We start from the raw sequence: 21,665 nt of genomic DNA on the forward strand, positions 1-21,665 counted from the left end.
GCATCAACCGGATGGCGCGCGGCTCGGCACCCATGCGGTCGACCTGCAACGCGCTGTCCAGCGGTGCCACGGCCAGCGCATCGCCTGCGATCAGCGCCGGCCGCGGCTGGAGCGCGCCCGCCAGGCACGGCGGCGCCAGGGCGTCCCGGTGGACGTCGCCGCGGCCATCGCCGGCGACGCGCGCACCGGCGGTTTCAGCGCCGCGTTCAAGCGATAGTCCGGGGTGCCGTCCTCCCGCGTCCGCTGGGAGAAGCCCGGCCGCGGCCGCCGCGTACCGGATCACCGGCAGGCGCGGACGTGCTTGGTCGCGGCGGGCCGGCGAAGCCCACCGCGACGCCGGGTGTCACGCCATCTGCACGATGTGCAGGGCCTTCGGGTTGCGCCACGTCGCCAGCAGCGCCGCTTCGCGGGCCTTGGCCTCGTGCAGGTGCGCTTCCTTGACGTGGCCGTAGCCGCGGATGTGCTCGGGGATGCGGGCGATGTCCAGCGCCAGCGCCAGCCGGCCGGCGTCGAGCGTGCCCAGCAGTTCCTGCACGGTCTTCTCGTAATCGGCGATCAGCTGCCGTTCGCCGCGGCGCTCCGCGGTGTAGCCGAAGACGTCGAAGCGCCCGCCGCGCAGGCCCTTGAGCCTGGCCAGCAGGCCGAAGGCCCGGAACATCCACGGGCCGTACTCCTTCTTCTGCAGCTGGCCCTGCGCGTCGCGCCGGGCGAACAGCGGCGGCGCCAGGTGGAAGCGGACCTGGTAGTCGCCCTCGAACTGCTGCCGCACGCGCTTGAGGAAGTCGCCACGGGTGTACAGGCGGGCCACCTCGTACTCGTCCTTGTAGGCCATCAGCTTGAAGAAGTAGCGCGCCACCGCCTCGGTCAGCGCGGTGCTGCCGGGGACGGCGCGCTGTTCGCCGTCGCGCACCGTTTCCACCAGTGCACGGTAGCGGCCGGCGTAGGCGGCATCCTGGTAGTCGGTGAGGAAGGCGGCGCGGCGGGCGATCAGCTCGTCCAGCGACTGCGACAGCCGGGTATCGTCCAGCGGCGAGGGATCGGCATCGTCGGCCTCCGCGACGGGCGCGGGGGTGCCGGCCGCGGCCCGGCGTACCGCCTCCGGGTCGACCGCGGCCAGCCGGCCCCAGGCGAACGCGCGCTGGTTCATCGCCACCGCGGCGCCGTTGAGTTCCACCGCCCGCATCAATGCTTCCAGCGACAGCGGCACCAGCCCCTGCTGCCAGGCGAAGCCGAGGATGAACAGGTTGGCGGCGATCGCATCGCCCAGCAGCGCGGTGGCGAGCTGGGTGGCGTCGAGCAGGATGGGCTCGCGGCCGCCCAGCGCCAGCCGCACGCCGGCGATGATGTCGGTCGCGGGGAACTGCATGTCCGGCTGGGTGGTGAACGTGCCGGGCATCGCCTCGTAGGTGTTGAGCACCACGTGCGAGCGCTCGCCGCGGACCTTGGACAGCGCCCAGTAGTCGTTGACCACGACCATGTCGCAGCCCAGCACCAGGTCGGCCTCCCCGGCGGCGATGCGCACCGCGTGGATGTCGGACGGCGTGCGGGCGATGCGGATGTGGGTGGTGACCGCGCCGCCCTTCTGCGCCAGCCCGGTCTGGTCGAGCACGCTGGCGCCCTTGCCCTCCAGGTGGCCGGCCATGCCGAGCAGGGCGCCGATGGTGACCACGCCGGTGCCGCCGACGCCGGTGATCAGGATGTTCCAGGGCTCTGCCAGGTCGCTGCGGAAGGTCGGCGCCGGCAGGTCGTCGAGCAGCCCGGCGGCCCCGCTCCGGGGGCCCTTGCGCAACTGCCCGCCGTGCACGGTCACGAAGCTCGGGCAGAAGCCGGTGGTGCAGGAGAAGTCCTTGTTGCAGTTGGACTGGTCGATGTCGCGCTTGCGCCCGAACTCGGTTTCCTTCGGCAGCACCGACACGCAGAAGCTCTTTTCACCGCAGTCGCCGCAGCCTTCGCAGACCAGTGAGTTGATCAGGGTGCGCTTGGCCGGGTCGGCGGTCTTGCCGCGCTTGCGGCGGCGGCGCTTCTCGGTGGCGCAGGTCTGCTCGTAGATCAGGATGCTGGTGCCCTTCACCGTGCGCAGCTGCCGCTGCACGGCGTCCAGCTCGGCGCGGTCGTGGAATTCCACGTCGGACGGGAACTCGTGGCGGCGCGCCTTCCACTTGGCGATGTCGTCGGACAGCAGCACGATGGTGTACACGCCTTCCGAACGCATCTGGTGGGCGATCTGCGGCACCGTCAGGGTGCCGTCCACCGGCTGCCCGCCGGTCATCGCCACCGCATCGTTGTAGAGGATCTTGTAGGTGATGTTGACGCCGGCGGCGATGGCCTGGCGGATCGCCAGCGAGCCGCTGTGGAAGTAGGTGCCGTCGCCGAGGTTCTGGAACACGTGCTCGGTGTCGGTGAACGCGGCCTGCCCGGCCCAGGTGACGCCCTCGCCGCCCATGTGGGTGAAGGTGTCGGTGGCGCGGTCCATCCAGGTGACCATGTAGTGGCAGCCGATGCCGGCCATCGCGCGCGACCCCTCGGGCACCCGGGTCGAGGTGTTGTGCGGGCAGCCGGAGCAGTAGTGCGGCACGCGCGGAAACAGCGCCCGGGGCCGGGCCATCTCGGCTTCCTTCTCCTCCATCCAGTGCAGGCGCTGCGCGATCGATTCGGTGAAACCGCTCGACGGCGACGGGAACCGCTGGATCCGGCGGCCGATGACGCCGGCGATGGTCGCCGGCGTCAGCTCGCCGGTGGACGGCAGGATCCACTGGTCCTGCTCGTCGTACTTGCCGACGATCGACGGGCGCGGCCCCCAGCCGGCCGGCCAGTTGTAGAAGTATTCCTTCATCTGCCGCTCGATGAAGGCCTTCTTCTCCTCCACCACGAGGATGTCTTCCAGCCCGCGCGCGAAGGCGGCGATGCCCTGCGGTTCCAGCGGCCAGGTCATGCCGACCTTGTAGACGCGGATGCCGATGTCGGCGCAGGAGCGCGCGTCCAGGCCCAGGTACTCCAGCGCCTGCAGCACGTCGAGGTAGCTCTTGCCGGTGGTGACGATGCCCAGCCGCGCGTGCGGCGAATCCATCACCACCCGGTCGAGGCCGTTGGCCCGCGCGAATGCCTGGGCCGCCGTCACCGCATAGCGGTGCAGGCGCATCTCCTGCTCCAGCGGCGGGTCCGGCCAGCGGATGTTGAGGCCGTCGGGCGGCATCTGGAAATCCTCGGGCAGGACGATCCGCCGCGCGAACGGGTCCACCTCCACCGAGGCCGAGGATTCCACGGTCTCGGCGATGGTCTTGAAGCCGATCCAGCGCCCGGTATAGCGGCTCATGGCCCAGCCGAGCAGGCCCATGTCGAGGATGTCCTGCACCCCGGCCGGGTTCAGCACCGGCATCATCGCGCTGACGAACTCGTCCTCGCTGCCGTGCGGCAGGGTCGAGCTGCGGCAGGCATGGTCGTCGGCGGCCAGCGCCAGCACACCGCCGTGCCGGGACGTGCCGGCGGCGTTGCCGTGCTTGAACACGTCCCCGCAGCGGTCGACGCCGGGGCCCTTGCCGTACCACATGCCGAACACGCCATCGACAGTGGCGCCGGGGAACAGGTTGGTCTGCTGGGTGCCCCAGACCATGGTCGCGCCCAGGTCCTCGTTGAGCCCGGGCACGAACTTCACCCGCGCCGCCTCCAGGTGCCGGCGCGCGCGCCACAGTTCCAGGTCGAGGCCACCCAGCGGCGAACCGCGGTAGCCGCTGACGAAGCCGCCGGTGTTCAGCCCGGCCGCGGTGTCGCGCAGCTGCTGCATCAACGGCAGCCGTACCAGCGCCTGCACGCCGCTCAGGTAGATGCGGCCGTCGGTGCGGGTGTACTTGTGGTCCAGCCCGTAGTCGCGGTCGCGTACCCCGGTCAGCGGATCGTTGGCGGCGGCGGGCGAGGTGGGTTCGGCGGTACTGGTCATGGCTGGCCCATTGCGAGAACGGCTGGCACCCCCTCCATGCCACGGCGTGGCTGGCGGGCGGCCGGGGATTGTAACAGCGACGGTTTCGACGCCCGCCGGCCGCCGCCGGGCCCGGCCCGCCGCGGGCAACCGGGGTCGCGGCCCGTCGGGGGAGCGGTTAGGATCGGCCCCTTGCTGGAACGTGAACAATGGGGATTGCACGAATGCGAGTGACGAAAGGCGTGCTCGGCGGTCTGCTGCTGGCGGGCCTGTTCTGTTCGGTGGCGTGGGCGCAGGGGGTGCCGCGGATCGCCGAGTTCTATTTCGAGGAGGATGCGGCGGCACGGCCCATCCAGGTCCTGCCGCCGGAGCAGCAGGATGTGGTCGATCAGCTGATGAAGCTGCGCGAGCGCGGCCGGAAGGCGGTGGAAGCCACGGCCCAGCTTGCCGGCATCGCCTCCGCCGAAGGCCGTACCGAGCTGGCCGACAAGCTCTACCGGGAAGCGCTGGCGGCGGTGGCCGCCAATTCGCAGCTGGCGCGCGGCATCCGCTGGAACCTGGGCTGGAGCTTCTACCGCCACGGCGACGTGGAATCGGCCCTGCAGCAGTGGAGCCAGGCGGCGCAGGCCGCCCGCGGCAATGTCGACTGGGCGCCGCCGACCCTGGCGCTGGCGCTGTGGGCGCTGGGCCGCAGGGACGAGGCGGTGCAGTGGTATGCGGCCGCGGTGCGCACCGAGCCGGACCTGTGGAACGACCCGGCCCGCTTCCCGCAGCTGTTGCCGTCGTGGAAGGACGAGGAACGCGCGCGGCTGGCCGAAGTGCAGCAGGCCTGGGCCGCGGATCCGCCGGCCTGGCCCTGAGTCCGTGTCGTCCTGCGGTCGGCGCGCGGTTCCGCCGGCCGGGCGCACCCCGCGTGGCGGCAGGCGGCCCGTGGGGGCACCGGCGCCCTTCCGTGCCAGCGGGGCCCGGACGCTGTCCTGCCGCAGGGCTGCCCAGGTGGCGCCGGCCACCGGGTCCTCGATGATGAAGGGCGGCAAGAGCGTTGCCCTGCGGGTCATCCTGACGGCTTGCGGCGAGCCGCCCCGGCGCTGAGCGCGGCGTGGCTCAGTCGGCCGCGACCGTGCGCCCGCGCGCCCAGTCGCGCAGCGCCTGCACCTGTTCGGCCATCAGTACCGACAGCGGCCGCGTGGTGCGGATCTCGGCCATCAGCAGGTCGGTGTCCAGCGGCCTGCGTTCGGCATGCGCGGCGTACAGGCCGGCGACCACCGCCTGCTCGATCTCGGCGCCGGAAAACCCCTCGGCCGCGGCTGCCAGCGCGGGCAGGGCGAAGCCGCCGGCATCCAGCCCGCGCTTGCCCAGGTGCAGGCGCAGCAGGTCCACGCGGGTGTCCGGCGACGGCAGGTCGACGAAGAAGATCTCGTCGAAGCGGCCCTTGCGCAGCAGTTCGGCCGGCAGCTCGTGCACCTGGTTGGCGGTGGCGACGATGAACACCGGTGCCTTGCGCTCGGCCATCCAGGTCAGCAGGTAGCCCAGCACCCGCCGCGAGACGCCGCCGTCCTCGCCGCTGCTGGCCAGGCCCTTCTCGATCTCGTCGATCCACAGCACGCACGGCGCCAGCTGCTCGGCCGAGGCCAGCGCCTGGCGCAGGTTGTTCTCGGTCTCGCCGTGGTACTTGTTGTAGAGCGTGCCGACGTCCAGCCGCAGCAGCGGCACGCCGAAGCCGGCGGCGGTGGCCTTGGCCAGCATCGACTTGCCGCAGCCCTGCACGCCGAGCAGCAGCATGCCGCGTGGCGGGTCCAGCCCGGGCGGCGCGTCGCCGGCGACGAACACCGCGCGGCGCTGCTCGATCCAGCGCTTGAGCCGGGCCGCGCCGGCCACGTCGCCGAAGCGCGCGCTGTCGTAGTCGTAGTGCAGGTGCCCGCTGCGGTTGAGCAGCTCGAACTTCAGCTTCGCCAGCTGCGGCAGGTCGTCGGCGCGCAGCGCGCCGTCGCTGTAGATCAGCTGGCGGGCGATGCGGCGCGCATCGGGCAGGCTCAGTCCCTGCAGGTTGCGCAGGATCTGCCGCACCACGTCCTGGTCCACCTCCACGCGGCGTCCGCCGTTCTCGCCGGCGTAGGCCGCCGCCTCCTCGCGCAGCATCTTCAGCAGCGCATTGGCGTCGGGCAGGCGCGGGTTGAAGCGGGTGGCCAGCGCCTCCAGCTCGGCCGGCAGCTCCACCCTGGGGCCGACCAGCACCAGCACGTGCGGTTGGCTGTGGCGGCGCTGGATGATGTCGCGCAGCAGGCGCTGGTGGCTGGCGTAGCCGAGGTAGGGATGGAAATCGAGCAGCAGGTAGATGCCGCGCTGTTCGGCGGCCTGGATCATGCGCAGCGCCGAACTGGCATCGGGCGGGCCGACCGCTTCGTCCTCGCGGTCCATGTCGATGCGGCGCAGCCCCTCGGTGATCGACCAGCGGTACAGCGCCCGCCACACGTGCATCAGCGCCTGCCGGAACAGGTCCACGACCCGCGCTTCGTCCGGGGTCTCGATGACGATCAGCGGCGTGTTGGCGCGGATCAGCGCGGTCAGGTCCTGCAGTTCGCTCATGGGGGCTCCGGCCGGGGGCTGACACGATAACGCAGCGGGACGGTGTTTCATCACCCTGCGACTACCTCTGGCGCCGTGTCGCGGTGTACGCTGCGGAAAGGCTCAGCGGAAACGAGGCGTGCATGAAGACGATCCTGGTGGCCGGCTCCAAGGGCGGTGTCGGCAAGACCACCATCGCCACCCACCTGGCGGCGCAGTCGGCGCTGGCCGGCAAGGCGACGGTGATCGCCGATGCGGACCCGCAGGGGTCCAGCACCCGCTGGGCGCAGCGCCGCTCGGTCCTGGACAGCGCGGTCCTGCCGGTGGACGTGTACCGCAAGAAGAAGTGGGAGAAGCTGATCCCCGACGGGGTCGAGCAGCTGATCATCGATGCGCCCGCCGGCGCCTATGCCGACGACCTGGAACACTTCCTGGACGCCGCCGATGCGGTGGTGGTGCCGGTGCTGCCCTCGGCACTGGACATCGAGGCGATCGTCGGCTTCCTGAACAGCCTGGCCAAGGTCGCGCGGGTGCATTCGCGGGCCCTGCCGGTCGGCCTGGTGCTCAACCGCACCAAGGCCTGGACGCAGACCTCGCAGCAGGCCCGGCAGATGCTGTCGCAGTGGCCCTACGAGGTCGTCGCGCAGCTGCGCGACAGCCAGAGCTACGTGGTCATGGTCGGCCTCGGCCGCAGCCTGTTCGACTACCACTCGGCACAGGTCCGCGAGCACCAGCAGGACTGGGAGCCGCTCATGAAATGGTTGAAGAAGGTCTGATCCGGAGTACCCGTCCATCATGCGTGAATTGATCCTGTTGCGGCATGCCCATGCCGAGCCGTCCGAGAACGACCTGCCGGACATCGACCGTCCGCTGTCCCCGCATGGCCTGGCCGAGGCCGAGGCGGCCGGCCGCTGGCTGCTGGAGCAGCGGCTGGTGCCGGACCGGGTGCTGTGCTCGCCGGCGCGGCGCGCGCGCGAGACCCTGGAGGCCGTGCTGTCGCTGACCGGCTATGTCGAACAGCGGCTGGAGGAGCGGATCTACGAAGCCATGCCGGGCACGCTGGCGGCGCTGGTCGACGAACACCGCGACGTGGAGCGGCTGCTGCTGGTCGGCCACAACCCGGGCATGGAACGGCTGCTGGCCCTGATGCACAGCGGCCAGTCGGGCGACTACCGCGGCATGCCGACCGCCTCGGTGGCGGTGCTGTCCTTGCCGATGGAGGGGGCCATCGAGCCGGGCGTCGCCCGCCTTGCGGCATTCTGGTGGCCCTGAGCCCATGCGGTCGTGGCGCGGCGGCCTGTGGCTGACACTGCTGTCGGCGGCAGGCGTGGCCTCGGCCGCGCAGCCGCTGCAGTTCGATACCACCCATTCGCGTTTTGGTTTCGAGATCCGCACCCGTTTCGGGCAGAAGATCGAGGGCGAGTTCCCGCGCTTCGACGGCTGGATCACGGTCCTGCCGGACGGGCGCCACCAGGTGCGCCTGCGGATGTTCGCCGAGTACGTCGAGATTCCCGGCAAGCCGCGCTATACCGGCTGGATGCGCGGGGAAGAGTTCTTCGACGTGCAGCGCCATCCGCTGGTCGAGTTCGAATCCGACCCCTATGCGCCGGAGATCGTCGGCCAGGGGGGCGACGTCCGCGGGCGGCTGACCATCCGCGGCGTCAGCCGTCGCGAAGTCCTGCACCTGCAGGAGCCTGAATGCGCCTCCCCCGGCTATGATTGCGACCTTGTCAGCCGAGGGACGATCCAGCGCGGTCGCTACGGCATGGACAGTTGGCAGTTTGCCCTGAGCGATCGTGTGACTTTCATCCTGCGTACGCGCCTGACCGGCGCCCCCCTGCCGTGAATCCGCTGGTGCGCCTGCTGGCGCTCGGCACCCTGCTGCTGGCCGGGGGCTGCGCCTCGCTGTCGCCGCAGCAGCGCGACCGTGCCCAGGGCATCGCGGTGGCGGCGCGTTCGACCGCGCTGGACTGCGACCGCGCCGACCGCTGCGCGCTGGATTCGCCGCTGCGCGCGCTGGGCGGGCAGGCGATCGCCGAGTCCGAGGCCGCCGGCGCGCCGCGGCACTACGCCACCATCCTCGACGAGGGCGAACTGTCGCTGGTGGCGCGCCTGAACCTGATCCGCAGCGCCACCCGCAGCATCGACCTGCAGACCTACATTTTCGATACCGACGACAGCGCGCGGATGGTGATCGACGCGCTGCTGGAGGCGGCGCGGCGCGGCGTCGAGGTCCGCCTGCTGATCGACCAGCTCTCGGCGATCTCCGACCTGGAGATGCTCGGCGCGCTGTCCGGCGCCCATGCCAACTTCCAGCTGCGCATCTACAACCCGACCTTCGGCAAGGCCAAGCTCAACTACTTCGACTACGCCGGCAGCGTGCTGTGCTGCTTCCGCCGCTTCAACCAGCGCATGCACAACAAGCTGCTGGTGATCGACGGCGTGGTCGGCATCGTCGGTGGCCGCAACTACCAGGACGACTATTACGACTGGGACCGCGAATACAACTTCCGCGACCGCGACGTGGTCGTGGCCGGCCCGGAGGTGCGCGAGATGGCGGCCAATTTCCAGGCCTTCTGGGAGGCGCGCCGCAGCGTGCCGGCGGAACGCCTCAACGACGTCGGCCGCACCCTGCTCCGCCACGGCGTGCCGCCGCTGCCGCCGGCCAACTTCCTGCGGCCGGAGCGGGTGGTGCGCGCCGCGGTCGAGGCGGCCGATCCGCAGTTCGTCGCCGAGGCCTTCGTCGCGCCCGCGCTGCCGGTGCGCTCGGTGGCCTATGTCGCCGACCTGCCGCGCAAGCACCGCCGCGACCCGGGGCCGGCGGCGACCGAGCCGTCGCTGGACCGGCTCATCGCCGGGGCGCGGTCGGAGGTGCTGCTGCAGACGCCCTACCTGGTGCTGTCCAAGCCGGCACGGAAACTGTTCGAGGACCTGCGCGCCGGCGACGGGCCGCCACGGGTGGTGGTTTCCACCAACAGCCTGGCGGCGACCGACAACCCGATCGTCTATGCCATGGCCTACAAGTACAAGCGCCGCAACCTGCGGGCGCTGGGCTTCGACATCTACGAGTACAAGCCGTTCCCGACCGATCCGCCGGTGGCGCCGGCCAACCTGTTCTCGCCGGCATGGACCGAGGGCCCGCCGGCGGTGCCGCGCCCGAGCGGGGCGACGGTGTCCGGCAGCCGCGCGCCCGGCAGCCGCCCTGGCCGCCGCGGCGACGACGGCAGCGAGGTCGAGCGCGAGGTGCTGCGCACCGAGACCCGTCCCTCGCTGCTGGGCACGCGGGCGGTGAATCGGCCGCTGCCGGTGACCCGCCGCGGCGCGCGCATGGGCCTGCATGCCAAGTCGCTGGTGGTGGACCGCCGCATCGGCGTCATCGGCACCCACAACTTCGATCCGCGCAGCGAGAACTACAACACCGAGGGCGTGGTGATCATCGACGACCCGGTGTTCGCCGAGCGGCTGGCGCAGAGCATCCTGCGCGATACCCATCCGGACAATGCCTGGGTGGTGGCGCCGCGGCAGAAGGCGCCGGTCCTGTCCGGCCTGAACTACAGCCTGGGCAAGGCCTCGGAGGCGTTGCCGATCCTCGACCTGTGGCCGTGGCGGTACGCCACCAACTACGCCTTCCAGCCGGGGCCGGGGTGTCCGCACCCGCTGACCCGGCATGCCGCACGGTTCCGCGAGTGCTACGTGCCGGTGGGGGACTTCCCGGAGGTCGACGTCGGGCCGAAGTGGCTGCTGGTGCGCATGCTCACCGCGTTCGGCGCCGGCCTGGTGCCGATCCTCTAGACGGCCGCGACGGGCGGCCCGCGTAGACTTGGGGGTGTTTCCGCCACAGGCCGCCCCCCGATGATCTTCCGCGCTCCCGTTTCCCTGGACGAACTGAACCGCCTCAGCCAGGGCACCCTGATCGACCATCTCGGCATCGTCTTCACCGCGGCCGGCGACGACTGGCTGCAGGCGACGATGCCGGTGGACCCGCGCACGCGCCAGCCCTATGGACTGCTGCATGGCGGCGCCTCCGTGGTGCTGGCCGAGACGCTGGGCAGCAGCGCCGGCAACCTGTGCGTGGATACCGCCCGGCAGGTCTGCGTCGGCCTGGAGATCAACGCCAACCACCTGCGCGCGGTGCGCGGGGGCGTGGTCACCGGCACCGCGCGCGCGCTGCATGTGGGTCGCACCACCCAGGTCTGGGAGATCCGCATCGAGAACGAGGCGGGCAAGCCGGTGTGCGTCTCGCGGCTGACCCTGGCGGTGGTCCCGGCCGCCTGATCCCGGCGGGTCCCGGCCCGGGCACGGCCCCGCCGGCGCCCGGCCGCCCGCGCCACGCTGGCGGAAGCCGGACGCCATCCGGTATCGTTCGCGGATGACTTCCCCCCGTTCCGCCCGCCAGGGCAGCGTGGCGCGTGCCTTCCGCTATCTGTACCGCGTTCCGCTGCTGCTGCTCCATGTCGTGGTCCTGCTGCCGCTGACCCTGCTGCTGATGGCACCGCCGTTCGGCCGCATCGGCGCGCCCGGCGACCCGCTGGAACACCGGGTGGTGCGCGGCTGGTCCGGTGGCCTGATGTGGATCTTCGGGTTCCGCCTGCAGCGCTTCGGGCAGCCGTTGCCCGGTGCGGTGCTGTTCGTCGCCAACCATGTCGGCTGGGTCGACATCAGCATGATCCACAGCCAGAAGATGGTCGGCTTCGTCGCCAAGCGCGAGATCGCCGGCTGGCCGCTGGTGGGCTGGCTGGCAACCCGCGGCCACACCATCTACCACCAGCGCGGCAATACCGAGTCGCTGGGCGGGGTGATGGAGGAAATGGCCAAGCGGCTGCGTGAAGGACGGCCGGTGGCGGTGTTCCCGGAAGGCCGTACCCGCGGCGGCGGCGAGGTCGGTCCGTTCCATGCGCGGATCTTCCAGGCCGCGGTCGAGACCGGCGTGCCGGTGCAGCCGGTGGCGCTGCGCTACGGCGTGGCCGGCGACGCCCAGGCCCAGGTCGCGTTCGCGCCCGGCGAGAGTTTCTTCGGCAATTTCCTGCGCCTGCTGGGCGAGCCGGCACGGCGCGCCGAGGTGCATTTCCTGGAGCCGGTCGGCAGCCACGATCTGGAGGGCCGCCGGCGCATCGCCGAGACCTCGCGCGCGCGCATCGTGGCGGTGATGGACGGGGCATAGGGCGGTGGCGGTGGTTCACGCCTCGTCCCGCGGCCGGGCCGCACCATGAGCGCCATGCTGAGCGCCGACCACTACCGGCCACCCCGGTGGCTGCGCAACCCGCACCTGCAGTCGATGCTGGCCTCCAGCGGCGTACGCCTGCGCCGCGGGCGGCGGTTGCTGGCCGCCAGTGGCGCCGTCGACAGCGAGCTGTTGCTGGACGGGGGCGACGGCGTGCGCCTGCAGGCGCTGCACAGCCGCCTGCCGGGCCATGCCCCGGTCGGTCTGGCCTTGCTGCTGCACGGCTGGGAAGGCAGTACCGAATCCAGCTACATGCGCATGACCGCCGCGCGCATGCTCGAACGGGGGTTCGACGTGGTCCGGCTGAACTTCCGCGACCACGGCAACACCCACCACCTCAATCCCGGCATCTTCCACTCCTGCCGCATCGAGGAAGTGGTGCATGCCGCCGGCGACATCGCCCGCCGCTTCCCCGGCCTGCCGCTGGTGGCCGCGGGCTATTCGCTGGGCGGCAACTTCGTGCTGCGCCTGGCGCTGCACGCACCGGCCGCCGGGGTGCCGCTGCACCACGTGGCCTCGGTCTGCCCGGTGCTGGATCCGGCCCTGACCATGGAGAGCATCGAGCGCGGCCCGGCGATGTACGACTGGTACTTCCGCCGCAAATGGACCGCCTCGCTGCGGCGCAAGCGCGCGATCTTCCCCGCGCTGGCCGACTGCGACGACACGGTGCTGTCGCAGGGCATCCGCGCACTGACCGGCTGGCTGGTCGAGCGGCATACCGGGTTCGCGTCGCTGCAGGACTATTTCGAGGGCTATTCCATCGCCGGCACGCGCATGGCGGGCCTGCAGGTGCCGGCCGACATCCTCATGGCCAGCGACGATCCGGTGATCCCCTTCGTGTCCTTCCGCCAGTGGCGGCTGCCGACGACCGCGCGGCTGGAGATCGCCCGCTGGGGCGGCCACTGCGGTTTCATCGAGAACCTGCGCGGCGACGGCTTCTCCGAGCGCTGGGTGGCGCAGCGGCTGGCGTCCGCGGTCGGCGCGGCGCCGTTGCCGGAGCCCGTCGGGGTCGCGCTGCCGCTGTAGCCGACGGTGGCCGCCGCCGGGCCGCAGGAGCGGCCGGCGGTACGGCGGCTACAATGGCGTTTTGCGCTTACGCTGGACCACCATGCAAGACACCATCATCGAAGCCCTGCGCCGCAACGCCAGCGACGAGGCCATCGCGGCGGCGCGGCAATGGGTCGCCGCCGAGCCGCAGCAACCGCAGGCCCACCGCTGGCTGGCCCTGGCCCTGCAGCAGCACGGCGACGCCGACGCCGCGCAGGCCTGCATCGAGCAGGCGCTGGCGCTGGCGCCCGACGATGCCGCCCTGCACCTGCAGCATGCCGGCCTGCTGCTGGCGCAGCGCCGCATCGACGATGCCGGCCAGGCGCTGCAGCGGACCACCGCGCTCAACCCCAACGAGTTCGCCGCCTACCTGATGCAGGCGCACCTGGCGCTGGGGCGCGAGGACATCGACGAAGCCGAGCGCCTGGGCCGCATGGCCGCGCGGGTGGAGCCGGACAGCCCCGAGCTGGGCGCCATCGAGGGCATGGTCGCGCTGCGCCGCGGCGATGCCGACCGCGCGCTGGCGGTCCTCTCGGCGGCCAGCCAGCGGCTGCCCAACGATCCGCGCCTGCTCTATGCGCTGGGCTTCGCCTACCTGGCCAAGGACCTGCTGGCGTTCGCCGAGCAGGCGTTCCGCCGCGTGGTCGAACTCAATCCGGCCAACCCGGCCCTGCGCGGCCTGCTCGTGCAGCTGGCGCTGCGCCAGGGCCACGCCGACCGTGCCGCCGAGACCCTGCGCGAGGTACTGGCCATGCCCGACGGCGACACCCCGGGCATGCGCCGGCTGGCCGGCGAACTGGAGCTGGCCTCCGGGCAGCCGCTGCAGGCGCTGGACTACCTGCGTCCGCTGCTGGCGCAGCTGCCGGGCGACCGCGCCACGCTGCAGCTGCTGCTGGTCGCCTGGCAGCGCCTGGGCCGCGAGGACGAGGCGCGCAGCGCATTGGACGAGGCGCTGGCGGCGCAGGCCCAGCTGCACGACCTGTGGCTGGCGCGGCTGGCGGTGGCGCCGGTGGGCAGCGCCGAGGCGGTCGAGGTGGTCGAGCGCTGGCTGGCGGCGATGCCCGATCACCTGCCGGCGCTGGAGGCGCGCATGCGCCTGCACGACATGAACGAGGACGCCGCCGCCGCCGAAGCGGTGGCGCGGCGCATCGTGGCGCTGGAGCCGGGCCGTGTGAGCGGCGAACAGCGCATCGTCGAGGCGCTGCTGGCGCGCGCGCCGCTGGACGCCGTCGCGCATGTGCAGGCCCTGATCGACGCCGCCCCGGACGCCGCCCACCCGGAGCTGCGGGTGTGGCTGGGGGCGGTCCAGGACCGCGCCGGCGAACCGGCCGCGGCGCTGGCGACCTGGCTGCGGCTGCATGGCGAGCTGGCGCCGTCGCGCCTGCCGCTGCCCCCGCAGGCCAAGGCACCGGCCGAATGGCCGCCGATGGGCGAGGTGGCGGCGGACAATCCGCTGCGCCCGCTGTTCGTCTGGGGCGCGCCGGGTTCGGGAGTGGAGCGGGTGGTCACGGTGATGGCGGCCGGCAGCCAGGTGCTGCGTGGCGACCGCTTCGGGCCGACGCCGCCGGCCGATGCCTTCCAGAACTTCCATACCCTGCAGCGCCTGGCCAACGATACGCTCAGCCCCGGACAGTTCGTGCAGCAGTGGCGCGACGGCCTGCCGGCGCGCGGCATCGACGACGGCAATGTGATCGACTGGCTGCTGTGGTGGGACAACGCGCTGCTCTGGGCACTGCGTCCGGCGCTGCCGGAAGGGCGCCTGGTGGTGGCGGTCCGCGACCCCCGCGACATGCTGCTGGAGTGGCTGGCGCTGGGAGCGCCGGCGCCGCTGGCGGTGACGTCGGCCGACGAGGCCGCCCGCTGGCTGGCGCGGGCACTGGAGCAGGTGGCCGAGCTGCACGAGCAGGACCTCTATACCCACCTGATCCTGCGCATCGACGACGCGGTCAACGATCCGGCGGCCATGGGCGGCCTGCTGGAAGAAGCGTTCGGCCTGCGGTTCCCGCCGGTGTCCAGCCTCGGCCCGGGTACCCTGCCGGCCGGGCACTGGCGCCGGTATGCGCAGGTGCTGTCCGCCGAATTCGCCCACCTGACGCCGGTCGCGGTGCGGCTGGGCTATCCCGACGCCTGAGCAGGCGGTCCGCGCGCAGTGGCCGGGGCCGGCCCCGGCCGGCACGTTCCAACAGGAGAAGACAATGAAAGTGAGCAGCCAGAGCTTCGACAACGGTCAGCCGATCCCGGTTGAGTTCGCCGCCGGCGACAGCACCGGCTTCGCCGCCAACCGCAACCCGCAGCTGGCCTGGAGCGGGGTCCCCGAGGGCACGCGCTCGTTCGCGTTGATCTGCGTGGATCCGGACGTGCCGACCGTCCCCGAGCTGGTCGGCCGCGACGACGTGACGGTTCCGCTGGACCAGCCGCGCTGCGACTTCATCCACTGGGTCATGGTGGACATCCCGGCATCCCTGCGCGAGATCGCCGCCGGCAGCTGCAGCGAGGGCTTCAGTCCGCGCGGCAAGCCGCGGCTGGCCGGTCCCGCCGGCGCACGCCAGGGGCTGAACGACTACACCGCCTGGTTCGCCGGCAATGCCGACATGGCCGGCAGCTACCGCGGCTATGACGGTCCATACCCGCCTTTCAACGACGCGCGCGTGCACCGGTACTTCTTCCGCCTGTTCGCGCTGGACGTGGAACGGCTGGCGGTGAACGGCGACTTCACCGCGGCCGACGTGCAGCGTGCCATGCAGGGCCATGTGCTCGCCGAAGCGGCGGTGCACGGGACCTACACGCTCAACCCGGCCCTGGGCTGAGCCACGGGGCCGGTGCGCGGCGGGACGCGTGCCGGTGGATACGACGAAGGGCGCCTCGCGGCGCCCTTCGTCGTATCCATCACTTCGGGGGTCCGGCGGGGGCGCTCTTACTGCCCCACCGACTCCGAGCCGACCACCATGTCCAGCACATAGGCGCGCGAGGAAGCGTCGGCCGGCGGGTTCTTCACGGTATACCGCTTGACCCGCAGCACGTTGCGCACGCCGGGCTCGTGGTCGTAGCCCTGGATGGTGTCGTAGAAGTTGCCGTACGCGCCGCGCTCGCCCTGCTCCAGGCCCTTGTCGTCGTAATGCACCTCGCGCACCTGCAGGCACTGCATGTCGCGGATCAGCGGGTGCGAACAGGGCTTGGTCTGCGCGTCGACCTCCAGGAACACGGTTTCGCCCGGGCCGCCGTAGCGGGTCTCGGCGGTCGGCTCGCCGGCGAAGGTGAGCACGTCGCCGGAGGCGGTGGCGAGGCGGAGCGTGGCGCCGTCAAGCTGCTGCACCTTCAGGGTGCCTTCCAGGCGGCTGCCCACGGCCTTGTCCAGCGCCATCACCGCCGGATCGGTGCACGCCATCATGGTCGAGGCCATGCGCGAGATGGTCATCTCGCCGCCGGACAGCGAATAGCCGCCGCTCATGCGGTTGCAGGCGTTGTCCACCGACAGCCTGCCGTCGCCGAAATCCAGCGTGATCGGCTTGTCGGCACGCACGAACAGCGCGTCGATGCGCTTGCCGGCGCTGTCGGTGGCGGCCTCCAGCAGCCAGTGGTTGGCGCCGAGCTGCTTGCCGTCGATGGTCGCGGCCGGGGCGGCCTCGGCCTCGGCCGCGGGCGCGGCTCCATTCGAGGACGCGGACGGGGTGTTGGTGCAGGCGGCCATCAGGGCGATGGGCAGGGCCAGCAGCAGGGTGCGCTTCATGTCGTACTCCTTGGAAGGCAGAGGGAAAGGACGGGAGCAGGAACGCAGGGGAGCCGCAGCCGGGGTTGTCGGCGGCCGCCCGTGTTCAGTTGCCGGCAGGCAAGAACAGCAGCAGTGCCGCGCCCAGGGCCAGCCTGTATACCGCGAAGCCCGTGAAGCGGTGGTGCTTGATGTAGCCCAGCAGCCATTTCACCACCACGAAACCGGTAACGACCGCCGCGGCGAAGGCGAGGCCGACGTCGCCCCAGGCCTGGTCGCCGAGCTGCCCGTCGCGGGCCAGCTCCAGGAACGCATAGGCGCTGGCCGCGAACATCGTGGGAATGCCGACCAGGAACACGAACTCGGTCGCGGCCGCGCGCCGGCTCAGGCCCAGCAGCATGGCCAGGAAGATGGCCGCGGCCGAGCGCGAGGTGCCCGGGAAGACCCCGGCGACCACCTGGGCCAGGCCCACGCCGATGGCGACCTTCCAGGTCACGGTGTCGCGGTCGGGCAGGCGTTCGGCCAGGCGTTCGGCCACCAGCATCCAGACACCGCCGATCAGCAGCGCCCAGGCCACCGGGGTCACGGTTTCCGGCAGTTGCCAGCCGGCCAGGCGCACCGGCAGTCCGACCAGCGCGGTCACCAGGAAGGCGGCGCCGAGCTTGAGCACGTAGTCGCGGTTGTCGCGTTGGCCCAGTCCGGTGGCCAGCGACCACAGGCGCTGGCGGAACACCAGGGTGATGGCCAGGATGGCGCCGGCCTGGATGACGATGTTGAAGAAGTCCGAGCGCGCGCCGAGCCAGCGCTGGGCGATCAACAGGTGCCCGGTGCTGGAGACGGGCAGGAATTCGGTCAGGCCTTCGAGGATGCCGAGCAGCAGGGCGGAAATCGGATCGGACATGGGCGTGCAGGGGAGAGGGACCGGGAAAGGATAGAGCATCGGCGCGCCTGCACGGTTTCAGTGCAGATTGCCGCCATGTGCACCATGTTGGTGCAATGTGCCTGCGGTCTTCCCATCAGGTCCTTGCAGAACAGGTACTTGCACCGCCCATCCCGTTGGCATGCCCTTTGCTTGCACATACATGACTCCCACCCGAGGTTCCACCCCCGATGTCCCTGGAAAACGTAGAGAAGCTGATCAAGGACAACCAGGTCGAATTCATCGACCTGCGCTTCGTCGACATGCGCGGCATCGAACAGCATGTGACCTTCCCGGCCAGCATCGTCGAGCCGTCGCTGTTCGAGGAAGGCAAGATGTTCGACGGCAGTTCGATGGCCGGCTGGAAGGGCATCGCCGAGTCGGACATGGTGCTGCTTCCCGATCCGGCCAGCGCCTATGTCGATCCGTTCTACGCCGATCCGACCCTGGTGCTGACCTGCGACGTGCTCGACCCGGCCACCATGCAGGGCTATGGCCGGTGTCCGCGCGGCATCGCCAAGCGCGCCGAGGCGTACCTGAAGTCGTCCGGCATCGCCGACCTGGCCTTCTTCGGCCCCGAGCCGGAATTCTTCATCTTCGACTCGGTGCAGTTCGCCAACGACATGGGCCACACGTTCTTCCGGATCAACTCCGAGGAGGGCGCCTGGAACACCGGCAAGCACTACGAGGGCACCAACACCGGCTACCGCCCGACCGTGAAGGGGGGCTATTTCCCGGTGCCGCCGACCGACTCGCTGCACGACATCCGCGCGGAGATGTGCAAGGTGCTGGCGCAGGTGGGGATCGAGGTCGAGGTGCACCACCATGAAGTGGGCAATGCCGGCCAGTGCGAGATCGGCGCCAAGTTCAACACGCTGGTGACCAAGGCCGACGAACTGCAGCGGATGAAGCACGTCATCCGCAACGTGGCGCACCGCAACGGCAAGACCGCCACCTTCATGCCCAAGCCGATCGTCGGCGACAACGGCAGCGGCATGCATGTGCACCAGTCGCTGGCCAAGGAGGGCAAGAACCTGTTCTCCGGCGACGGCTACGGCGGCCTGAGCCAGCTCGCGCTGTGGTACATCGGCGGCATCTTCAAGCATGCCCGCGCCATCAACGCCTTCACCAATGCCGGCACCAACAGCTACAAGCGCCTGGTGCCCGGTTTCGAGGCGCCGGTGATGCTGGCCTATTCGGCGCGCAACCGCTCGGCGTCGTGCCGCATCCCCTGGGTGTCCAACCCGAAGGCGCGCCGCGTCGAGATGCGCTTCCCCGACCCGATCCAGTCCGGCTACCTGACCTTCACCGCGCTGATGATGGCCGGCCTGGACGGCATCCGGAACCAGATTGATCCGGGGGCGCCCAGCGACAAGGACCTGTACGACCTGCCGCCCGAGGAAGAGAAGCTGATCCCGCAGGTCTGCTCGTCGCTGGACCAAGCACTGGAAGCGCTGGACAAGGACCGCGAGTTCCTCAAGGCCGGTGGCGTGATGAGCGACGACTTCATCGATGCCTACATCGCCCTGAAGATGAAGGAGGTCACCGCTTTCCGCGCCTCCACCCATCCGCTGGAATTCCAGCTGTACTACGCCAGCTGAACCCTGTAGGCGCCGCATCGGGGACCGGCGTCCCGCGGCGCAGGCCGCGGCCGCCACGGACGCTTGCCGGGCGGGCCATGCATGCACGCGCTGCCATGGCCCGCCGGGGACGGCGGCGGCCCGGATGAGGCGCCGCCCGCGTCCGGTGTCCGGCGCGGCTTTGCACTATATTGGTGCAATGTCCGCGCCGCCCCCCGCCCCTACGCTGGAACAGCTGACCACGCCGCTGGCGTGGACGCTGGCCGATGGCCGCATCGCGGGCGCCTCCCCGGCATTCTGCCGCTGGCTGGGGGTGAGCGTGCGGCGGCTGCTGGGGCAGCCGCTGGCCTCGCTGGAGAGCCAGGGCGAGGCGCTGGCCGACCAGCTTGGCCGGACCCGCGGCGAGGTCGCCCGCCTGCCGCGGCTGGCGCTGGCGCTGCCGGGGCAGCGGCCCCGTTTCGCCGAGGGCTGGCTGACGCCGCGGGAAGAAGGCGGCTGGCTGCTGGAAGCCCACCCGGTGGACGAGTTTCCGGCACCGGACCCGGCGCAGGTGCTGCCAGGCGCGATCAGCGCCACCCTCAAGGGCCTGGCCCATGAACTGCGAAACCCGCTGGCCGGGCTGAAAGGCGCGGCCCAGCTGCTGGCGCGCCGCGCCGGCGGGCGCGATGCCGCCGAGCGCGAGCTGATCGAACTGATCGGGTCGGAGATCGAGCGCCTCAACACGCTCCTCGAACAACTGCTGTCGCCGGTCCCGCAGCGGCCGCATGCGCCGCTCAATGTCCATGCCGCGCTCGAGCGGGTGCTGCGGCTGGCCGAGAACGAGGCCGGCTGGGCACTGCAGCTGCAGCGCGACTACGACCCGAGCATTCCCGAATTCGCCGGCGACGCCGACCGCCTGACCCAGGCCCTGCTCAACCTGGTGCGCAACGCGATCCAGGCCGGCGCGACCAGCATCGTGCTGCGCACCCGCGTGGAATCCGGCGTCCGCCTTGCCGACGGGCGGGCGCCGCTGACGCTGCGGCTGGAGGTGGCCGACGACGGCCGCGGCGTACCCGACGACCTGGCCGAGCACCTGTTCCTGCCACTGGTCAGTGGCCGCGCCGAGGGCACCGGGCTCGGCCTGGCGCTGGCGCAGCAGGTGGCGCGCGAACACCGCGGCACGCTGAGCTTCCGGTCGCGGCCCGGGCATACCGTGTTCACGCTGCTGCTGCCGTTGCCGACGGTCGCCACGGGCGGGGAGGTGGACGATGACTGACGGTGCGCTGCCGGCCGCGACGGTCTGGGTGGTCGACGACGATCGCGCGGTGCGCTTCGTGCTCACCACCGCGCTGCGCGACGCCGGTTATGTCGCCGAGGGCTTCGACAATGCCGCCGCGACGCTCGATGCGCTGGCCGGCGGCGCGCTGCCGGACCTGCTGTTCACCGACGTGCGCATGCCCGGCGACGACGGCCTGGCGCTGCTGCAGACGCTCAAGGCCGCGCACCCGCAGTTGCCGGTGATCGTGATGTCGGCCTATACCGACATCGCCAGCACCGCCGGTGCATTCCGGGGCGGTGCCCATGAATTCCTGTCCAAGCCGTTCGACCTGGACGACGCGGTGGAACTGGCGCGGCGCGCCCTGCCGGTGCCGGAGGCGCGGGTGGACGTGGCCCCGGCGGTCGCGGCGGCGGACGCGTCGCCACAGCTGATCGGCGACACCCCGGCGATGCGCGCGCTGTTCCGCGCGATCGGGCGGCTGGCGCAGGCGCCGCTGTCGGTGCGGATCAGCGGTGAAACCGGCACCGGCAAGGAACTGGTGGCCAATGCGCTGCACCGCGAATCGCCGCGCGCGCAGGGCCCGTTCGTCGCCCTCAATACCGCCGCCATTCCGGCCGAGCTGCTGGAAAGCGAGCTGTTCGGGCACGAGGCCGGCGCCTTCACCGGGGCCACCAAGCGCCACATCGGGCGCTTCGAACAGGCCCACGGCGGCACCCTGTTCCTGGACGAGATCGGCGACATGCCGCTGCCGCTGCAGACGCGGCTGCTGCGGGTGCTGGCCGAAGGCGAGTTCTTCCGGGTGGGTGGGCGCGAACTGATCCACGTCGACGTGCGCGTGGTCACCGCCACCCACCAGGACCTGGAAGCGCTGGTCGCGCAGGGGCGCTTCCGCGCCGACCTGCTGCACCGGCTGGACATGGTGCGGCTGTGGCTGCCACCGCTGCGCGAACGCCTGGACGATATCGCCAGGCTGGCCGCGACCTTCCTGGCCGCCGCCGCGGTCCGCCTGGACATGGCGCCCAGGCGGCTGTCCAGCGCCGCCCTGCAGGCGCTGCGCCGGCATGCCTGGCCCGGCAACGTGCGCGAGCTGGAGAACGTGTGCTGGCGGCTGGCGGCGCTGGCGGCCGCCGAGGTCGTGTCCGCCGACGATGTACAGGCGGCGCTGGAACGCGGTGGTCGCGGGCGCGCCGGAGCCGCGGCCGATGGCCCCCCGGCGTGGGATCGGGCATTGGCGGCCTGGGCCCGCGAGCGCCTGGCCGAAGGCGGCTCCGACCTGCATGCCGAAGCCCGCGAACGCCTGGATGCGGTCTTGCTGGAGGCGGCGCTGGCGGCCACCGGCGGACACCGGGGCGAGGCCGCGGCCCGGCTCGGGCTCGGCCGCAACACGCTCACCCGCAAGCTCGGGCCCGGGCGCAGGAGCTGACGGCCGCCGCCGTTGTATCATCGCGATCCGACG

General features: G+C 71.6%; 17 protein-coding genes. 13 read left to right on the forward strand and 4 right to left on the reverse strand.

All coding sequences use genetic code 11. The features are described from left to right. Positions 1–343: 343 nt before the first annotated feature. On the reverse strand, positions 344–3,934 hold the full coding sequence (locus tag K5L01_RS14095; protein WP_250065243.1) for an indolepyruvate ferredoxin oxidoreductase family protein: 3,591 nt from the start codon (positions 3,932–3,934) through the stop codon (positions 344–346). A 203-nt stretch (positions 3,935–4,137) separates the two neighbouring features. On the opposite strand from K5L01_RS14095, the gene K5L01_RS14100 reads away from it, so the two are divergent. Beyond that, complete coding sequence (locus K5L01_RS14100; protein WP_250065244.1) at positions 4,138–4,773, forward strand: tetratricopeptide repeat protein; 636 nt, start codon at positions 4,138–4,140, stop codon at positions 4,771–4,773. Positions 4,774–5,017: 244 nt separating this feature from the next. Here the strand turns inward: K5L01_RS14100 and K5L01_RS14105 are convergent, their stop codons facing one another. Further along, on the reverse strand, positions 5,018–6,499 hold the full coding sequence (locus K5L01_RS14105) for an AAA family ATPase (RefSeq protein WP_250065245.1): 1,482 nt from the start codon (positions 6,497–6,499) through the stop codon (positions 5,018–5,020). A gap of 122 nt (positions 6,500–6,621) precedes the next feature. On the opposite strand from K5L01_RS14105, the gene K5L01_RS14110 reads away from it, so the two are divergent. From K5L01_RS14110 to K5L01_RS14150, 9 genes are all read left to right on the forward strand, one after another. Then, positions 6,622–7,254, forward strand: coding sequence for a ParA family protein (locus tag K5L01_RS14110; protein ID WP_250065246.1), 633 nt, complete (start codon positions 6,622–6,624; stop codon positions 7,252–7,254). Between the two features lie 19 nt (positions 7,255–7,273). Beyond that, positions 7,274–7,750: a SixA phosphatase family protein gene (locus K5L01_RS14115; protein WP_250065247.1), complete on the forward strand. Its 477-nt coding sequence runs from the start codon at positions 7,274–7,276 to the stop codon at positions 7,748–7,750. A 4-nt stretch (positions 7,751–7,754) separates the two neighbouring features. Continuing rightward, positions 7,755–8,324 carry a YceI family protein gene (locus tag K5L01_RS14120; protein ID WP_250065248.1) on the forward strand — a complete coding sequence of 190 codons (570 nt, stop codon included), beginning with the start codon at positions 7,755–7,757 and terminating at the stop codon, positions 8,322–8,324. After that, positions 8,321–10,270 carry a phospholipase D-like domain-containing protein gene (locus K5L01_RS14125; RefSeq protein ID WP_250065249.1) on the forward strand — a complete coding sequence of 650 codons (1,950 nt, stop codon included), beginning with the start codon at positions 8,321–8,323 and terminating at the stop codon, positions 10,268–10,270. The genes K5L01_RS14120 and K5L01_RS14125 overlap by 4 nt, the downstream gene beginning before the upstream one ends. A 60-nt stretch (positions 10,271–10,330) precedes the next feature. Then, on the forward strand, positions 10,331–10,753 hold the full coding sequence (locus K5L01_RS14130; protein WP_250065250.1) for a hotdog fold thioesterase: 423 nt from the start codon (positions 10,331–10,333) through the stop codon (positions 10,751–10,753). Positions 10,754–10,847: 94 nt separating this feature from the next. Beyond that, positions 10,848–11,639 carry a lysophospholipid acyltransferase family protein gene (locus K5L01_RS14135; protein WP_250065251.1) on the forward strand — a complete coding sequence of 264 codons (792 nt, stop codon included), beginning with the start codon at positions 10,848–10,850 and terminating at the stop codon, positions 11,637–11,639. Positions 11,640–11,696: 57 nt separating this feature from the next. Then, positions 11,697–12,725: a YheT family hydrolase gene (locus K5L01_RS14140; protein WP_250065343.1), complete on the forward strand. Its 1,029-nt coding sequence runs from the start codon at positions 11,697–11,699 to the stop codon at positions 12,723–12,725. Between the two features lie 82 nt (positions 12,726–12,807). Further along, complete coding sequence (locus K5L01_RS14145) at positions 12,808–14,877, forward strand: tetratricopeptide repeat protein (RefSeq protein WP_250065252.1); 2,070 nt, start codon at positions 12,808–12,810, stop codon at positions 14,875–14,877. A 64-nt stretch (positions 14,878–14,941) separates the two neighbouring features. After that, complete coding sequence (locus tag K5L01_RS14150; RefSeq protein ID WP_250065253.1) at positions 14,942–15,553, forward strand: YbhB/YbcL family Raf kinase inhibitor-like protein; 612 nt, start codon at positions 14,942–14,944, stop codon at positions 15,551–15,553. A 107-nt stretch (positions 15,554–15,660) separates the two neighbouring features. Here K5L01_RS14150 and K5L01_RS14155 read toward each other — a convergent pair whose 3' ends face one another. Continuing rightward, the gene (locus K5L01_RS14155; protein WP_250065254.1) at positions 15,661–16,473 is read right to left on the reverse strand and encodes an META and DUF4377 domain-containing protein; all 813 of its coding nucleotides are present in this window, start codon (positions 16,471–16,473) and stop codon (positions 15,661–15,663) included. An 85-nt stretch (positions 16,474–16,558) separates the two neighbouring features. Next, positions 16,559–17,353 (reverse strand): undecaprenyl-diphosphate phosphatase, encoded by a 795-nt coding sequence (locus K5L01_RS14160; RefSeq protein WP_250065255.1) that lies wholly within the window; start codon positions 17,351–17,353, stop codon positions 16,559–16,561. Between the two features lie 209 nt (positions 17,354–17,562). On the opposite strand from K5L01_RS14160, the gene glnA reads away from it, so the two are divergent. The 3 genes from glnA (at position 17,563) to ntrC (ending at position 21,632) form a co-directional block, all read left to right on the forward strand. Then, positions 17,563–18,972 (forward strand): type I glutamate--ammonia ligase, encoded by a 1,410-nt coding sequence (gene glnA / locus K5L01_RS14165; RefSeq protein WP_250065256.1) that lies wholly within the window; start codon positions 17,563–17,565, stop codon positions 18,970–18,972. Positions 18,973–19,150: 178 nt separating this feature from the next. Next, a complete protein-coding gene (locus tag K5L01_RS14170; protein WP_250065257.1) occupies positions 19,151–20,206 on the forward strand; it encodes a two-component system sensor histidine kinase NtrB in 1,056 nt (351 codons plus the stop codon). After that, the gene (gene ntrC / locus K5L01_RS14175) at positions 20,199–21,632 is read left to right on the forward strand and encodes a nitrogen regulation protein NR(I) (protein WP_250065258.1); all 1,434 of its coding nucleotides are present in this window, start codon (positions 20,199–20,201) and stop codon (positions 21,630–21,632) included. The genes K5L01_RS14170 and ntrC overlap by 8 nt, the downstream gene beginning before the upstream one ends. Positions 21,633–21,665 lie beyond the last annotated feature (33 nt).

This window comes from Stenotrophomonas mori (genome assembly GCF_023556335.1).
In the GTDB taxonomy this organism is placed as follows: domain Bacteria; phylum Pseudomonadota; class Gammaproteobacteria; order Xanthomonadales; family Xanthomonadaceae; genus Stenotrophomonas; species Stenotrophomonas mori.

What these genes read in the sequence shown, in the direction of transcription:
- K5L01_RS14095 (WP_250065243.1), bottom strand. Translation starts at nt 3,934, where the DNA reads ATGACCAGTACCGCCGAACCCACCTCGCCCGCCGCCGCCAACGATCCG.
- K5L01_RS14100 (WP_250065244.1), top strand. Translation starts at nt 4,138, where the DNA reads ATGCGAGTGACGAAAGGCGTGCTCGGCGGTCTGCTGCTGGCGGGCCTG.
- K5L01_RS14105 (WP_250065245.1), bottom strand. Translation starts at nt 6,499, where the DNA reads ATGAGCGAACTGCAGGACCTGACCGCGCTGATCCGCGCCAACACGCCG.
- K5L01_RS14110 (WP_250065246.1), top strand. Translation starts at nt 6,622, where the DNA reads ATGAAGACGATCCTGGTGGCCGGCTCCAAGGGCGGTGTCGGCAAGACC.
- K5L01_RS14115 (WP_250065247.1), top strand. Translation starts at nt 7,274, where the DNA reads ATGCGTGAATTGATCCTGTTGCGGCATGCCCATGCCGAGCCGTCCGAG.
- K5L01_RS14120 (WP_250065248.1), top strand. Translation starts at nt 7,755, where the DNA reads ATGCGGTCGTGGCGCGGCGGCCTGTGGCTGACACTGCTGTCGGCGGCA.
- K5L01_RS14130 (WP_250065250.1), top strand. Translation starts at nt 10,331, where the DNA reads ATGATCTTCCGCGCTCCCGTTTCCCTGGACGAACTGAACCGCCTCAGC.
- K5L01_RS14135 (WP_250065251.1), top strand. Translation starts at nt 10,848, where the DNA reads ATGACTTCCCCCCGTTCCGCCCGCCAGGGCAGCGTGGCGCGTGCCTTC.
- K5L01_RS14145 (WP_250065252.1), top strand. Translation starts at nt 12,808, where the DNA reads ATGCAAGACACCATCATCGAAGCCCTGCGCCGCAACGCCAGCGACGAG.
- K5L01_RS14150 (WP_250065253.1), top strand. Translation starts at nt 14,942, where the DNA reads ATGAAAGTGAGCAGCCAGAGCTTCGACAACGGTCAGCCGATCCCGGTT.
- K5L01_RS14155 (WP_250065254.1), bottom strand. Translation starts at nt 16,473, where the DNA reads ATGAAGCGCACCCTGCTGCTGGCCCTGCCCATCGCCCTGATGGCCGCC.
- K5L01_RS14160 (WP_250065255.1), bottom strand. Translation starts at nt 17,353, where the DNA reads ATGTCCGATCCGATTTCCGCCCTGCTGCTCGGCATCCTCGAAGGCCTG.
- glnA (WP_250065256.1), top strand. Translation starts at nt 17,563, where the DNA reads ATGTCCCTGGAAAACGTAGAGAAGCTGATCAAGGACAACCAGGTCGAA.
- K5L01_RS14170 (WP_250065257.1), top strand. Translation starts at nt 19,151, where the DNA reads ATGTCCGCGCCGCCCCCCGCCCCTACGCTGGAACAGCTGACCACGCCG.
- ntrC (WP_250065258.1), top strand. Translation starts at nt 20,199, where the DNA reads ATGACTGACGGTGCGCTGCCGGCCGCGACGGTCTGGGTGGTCGACGAC.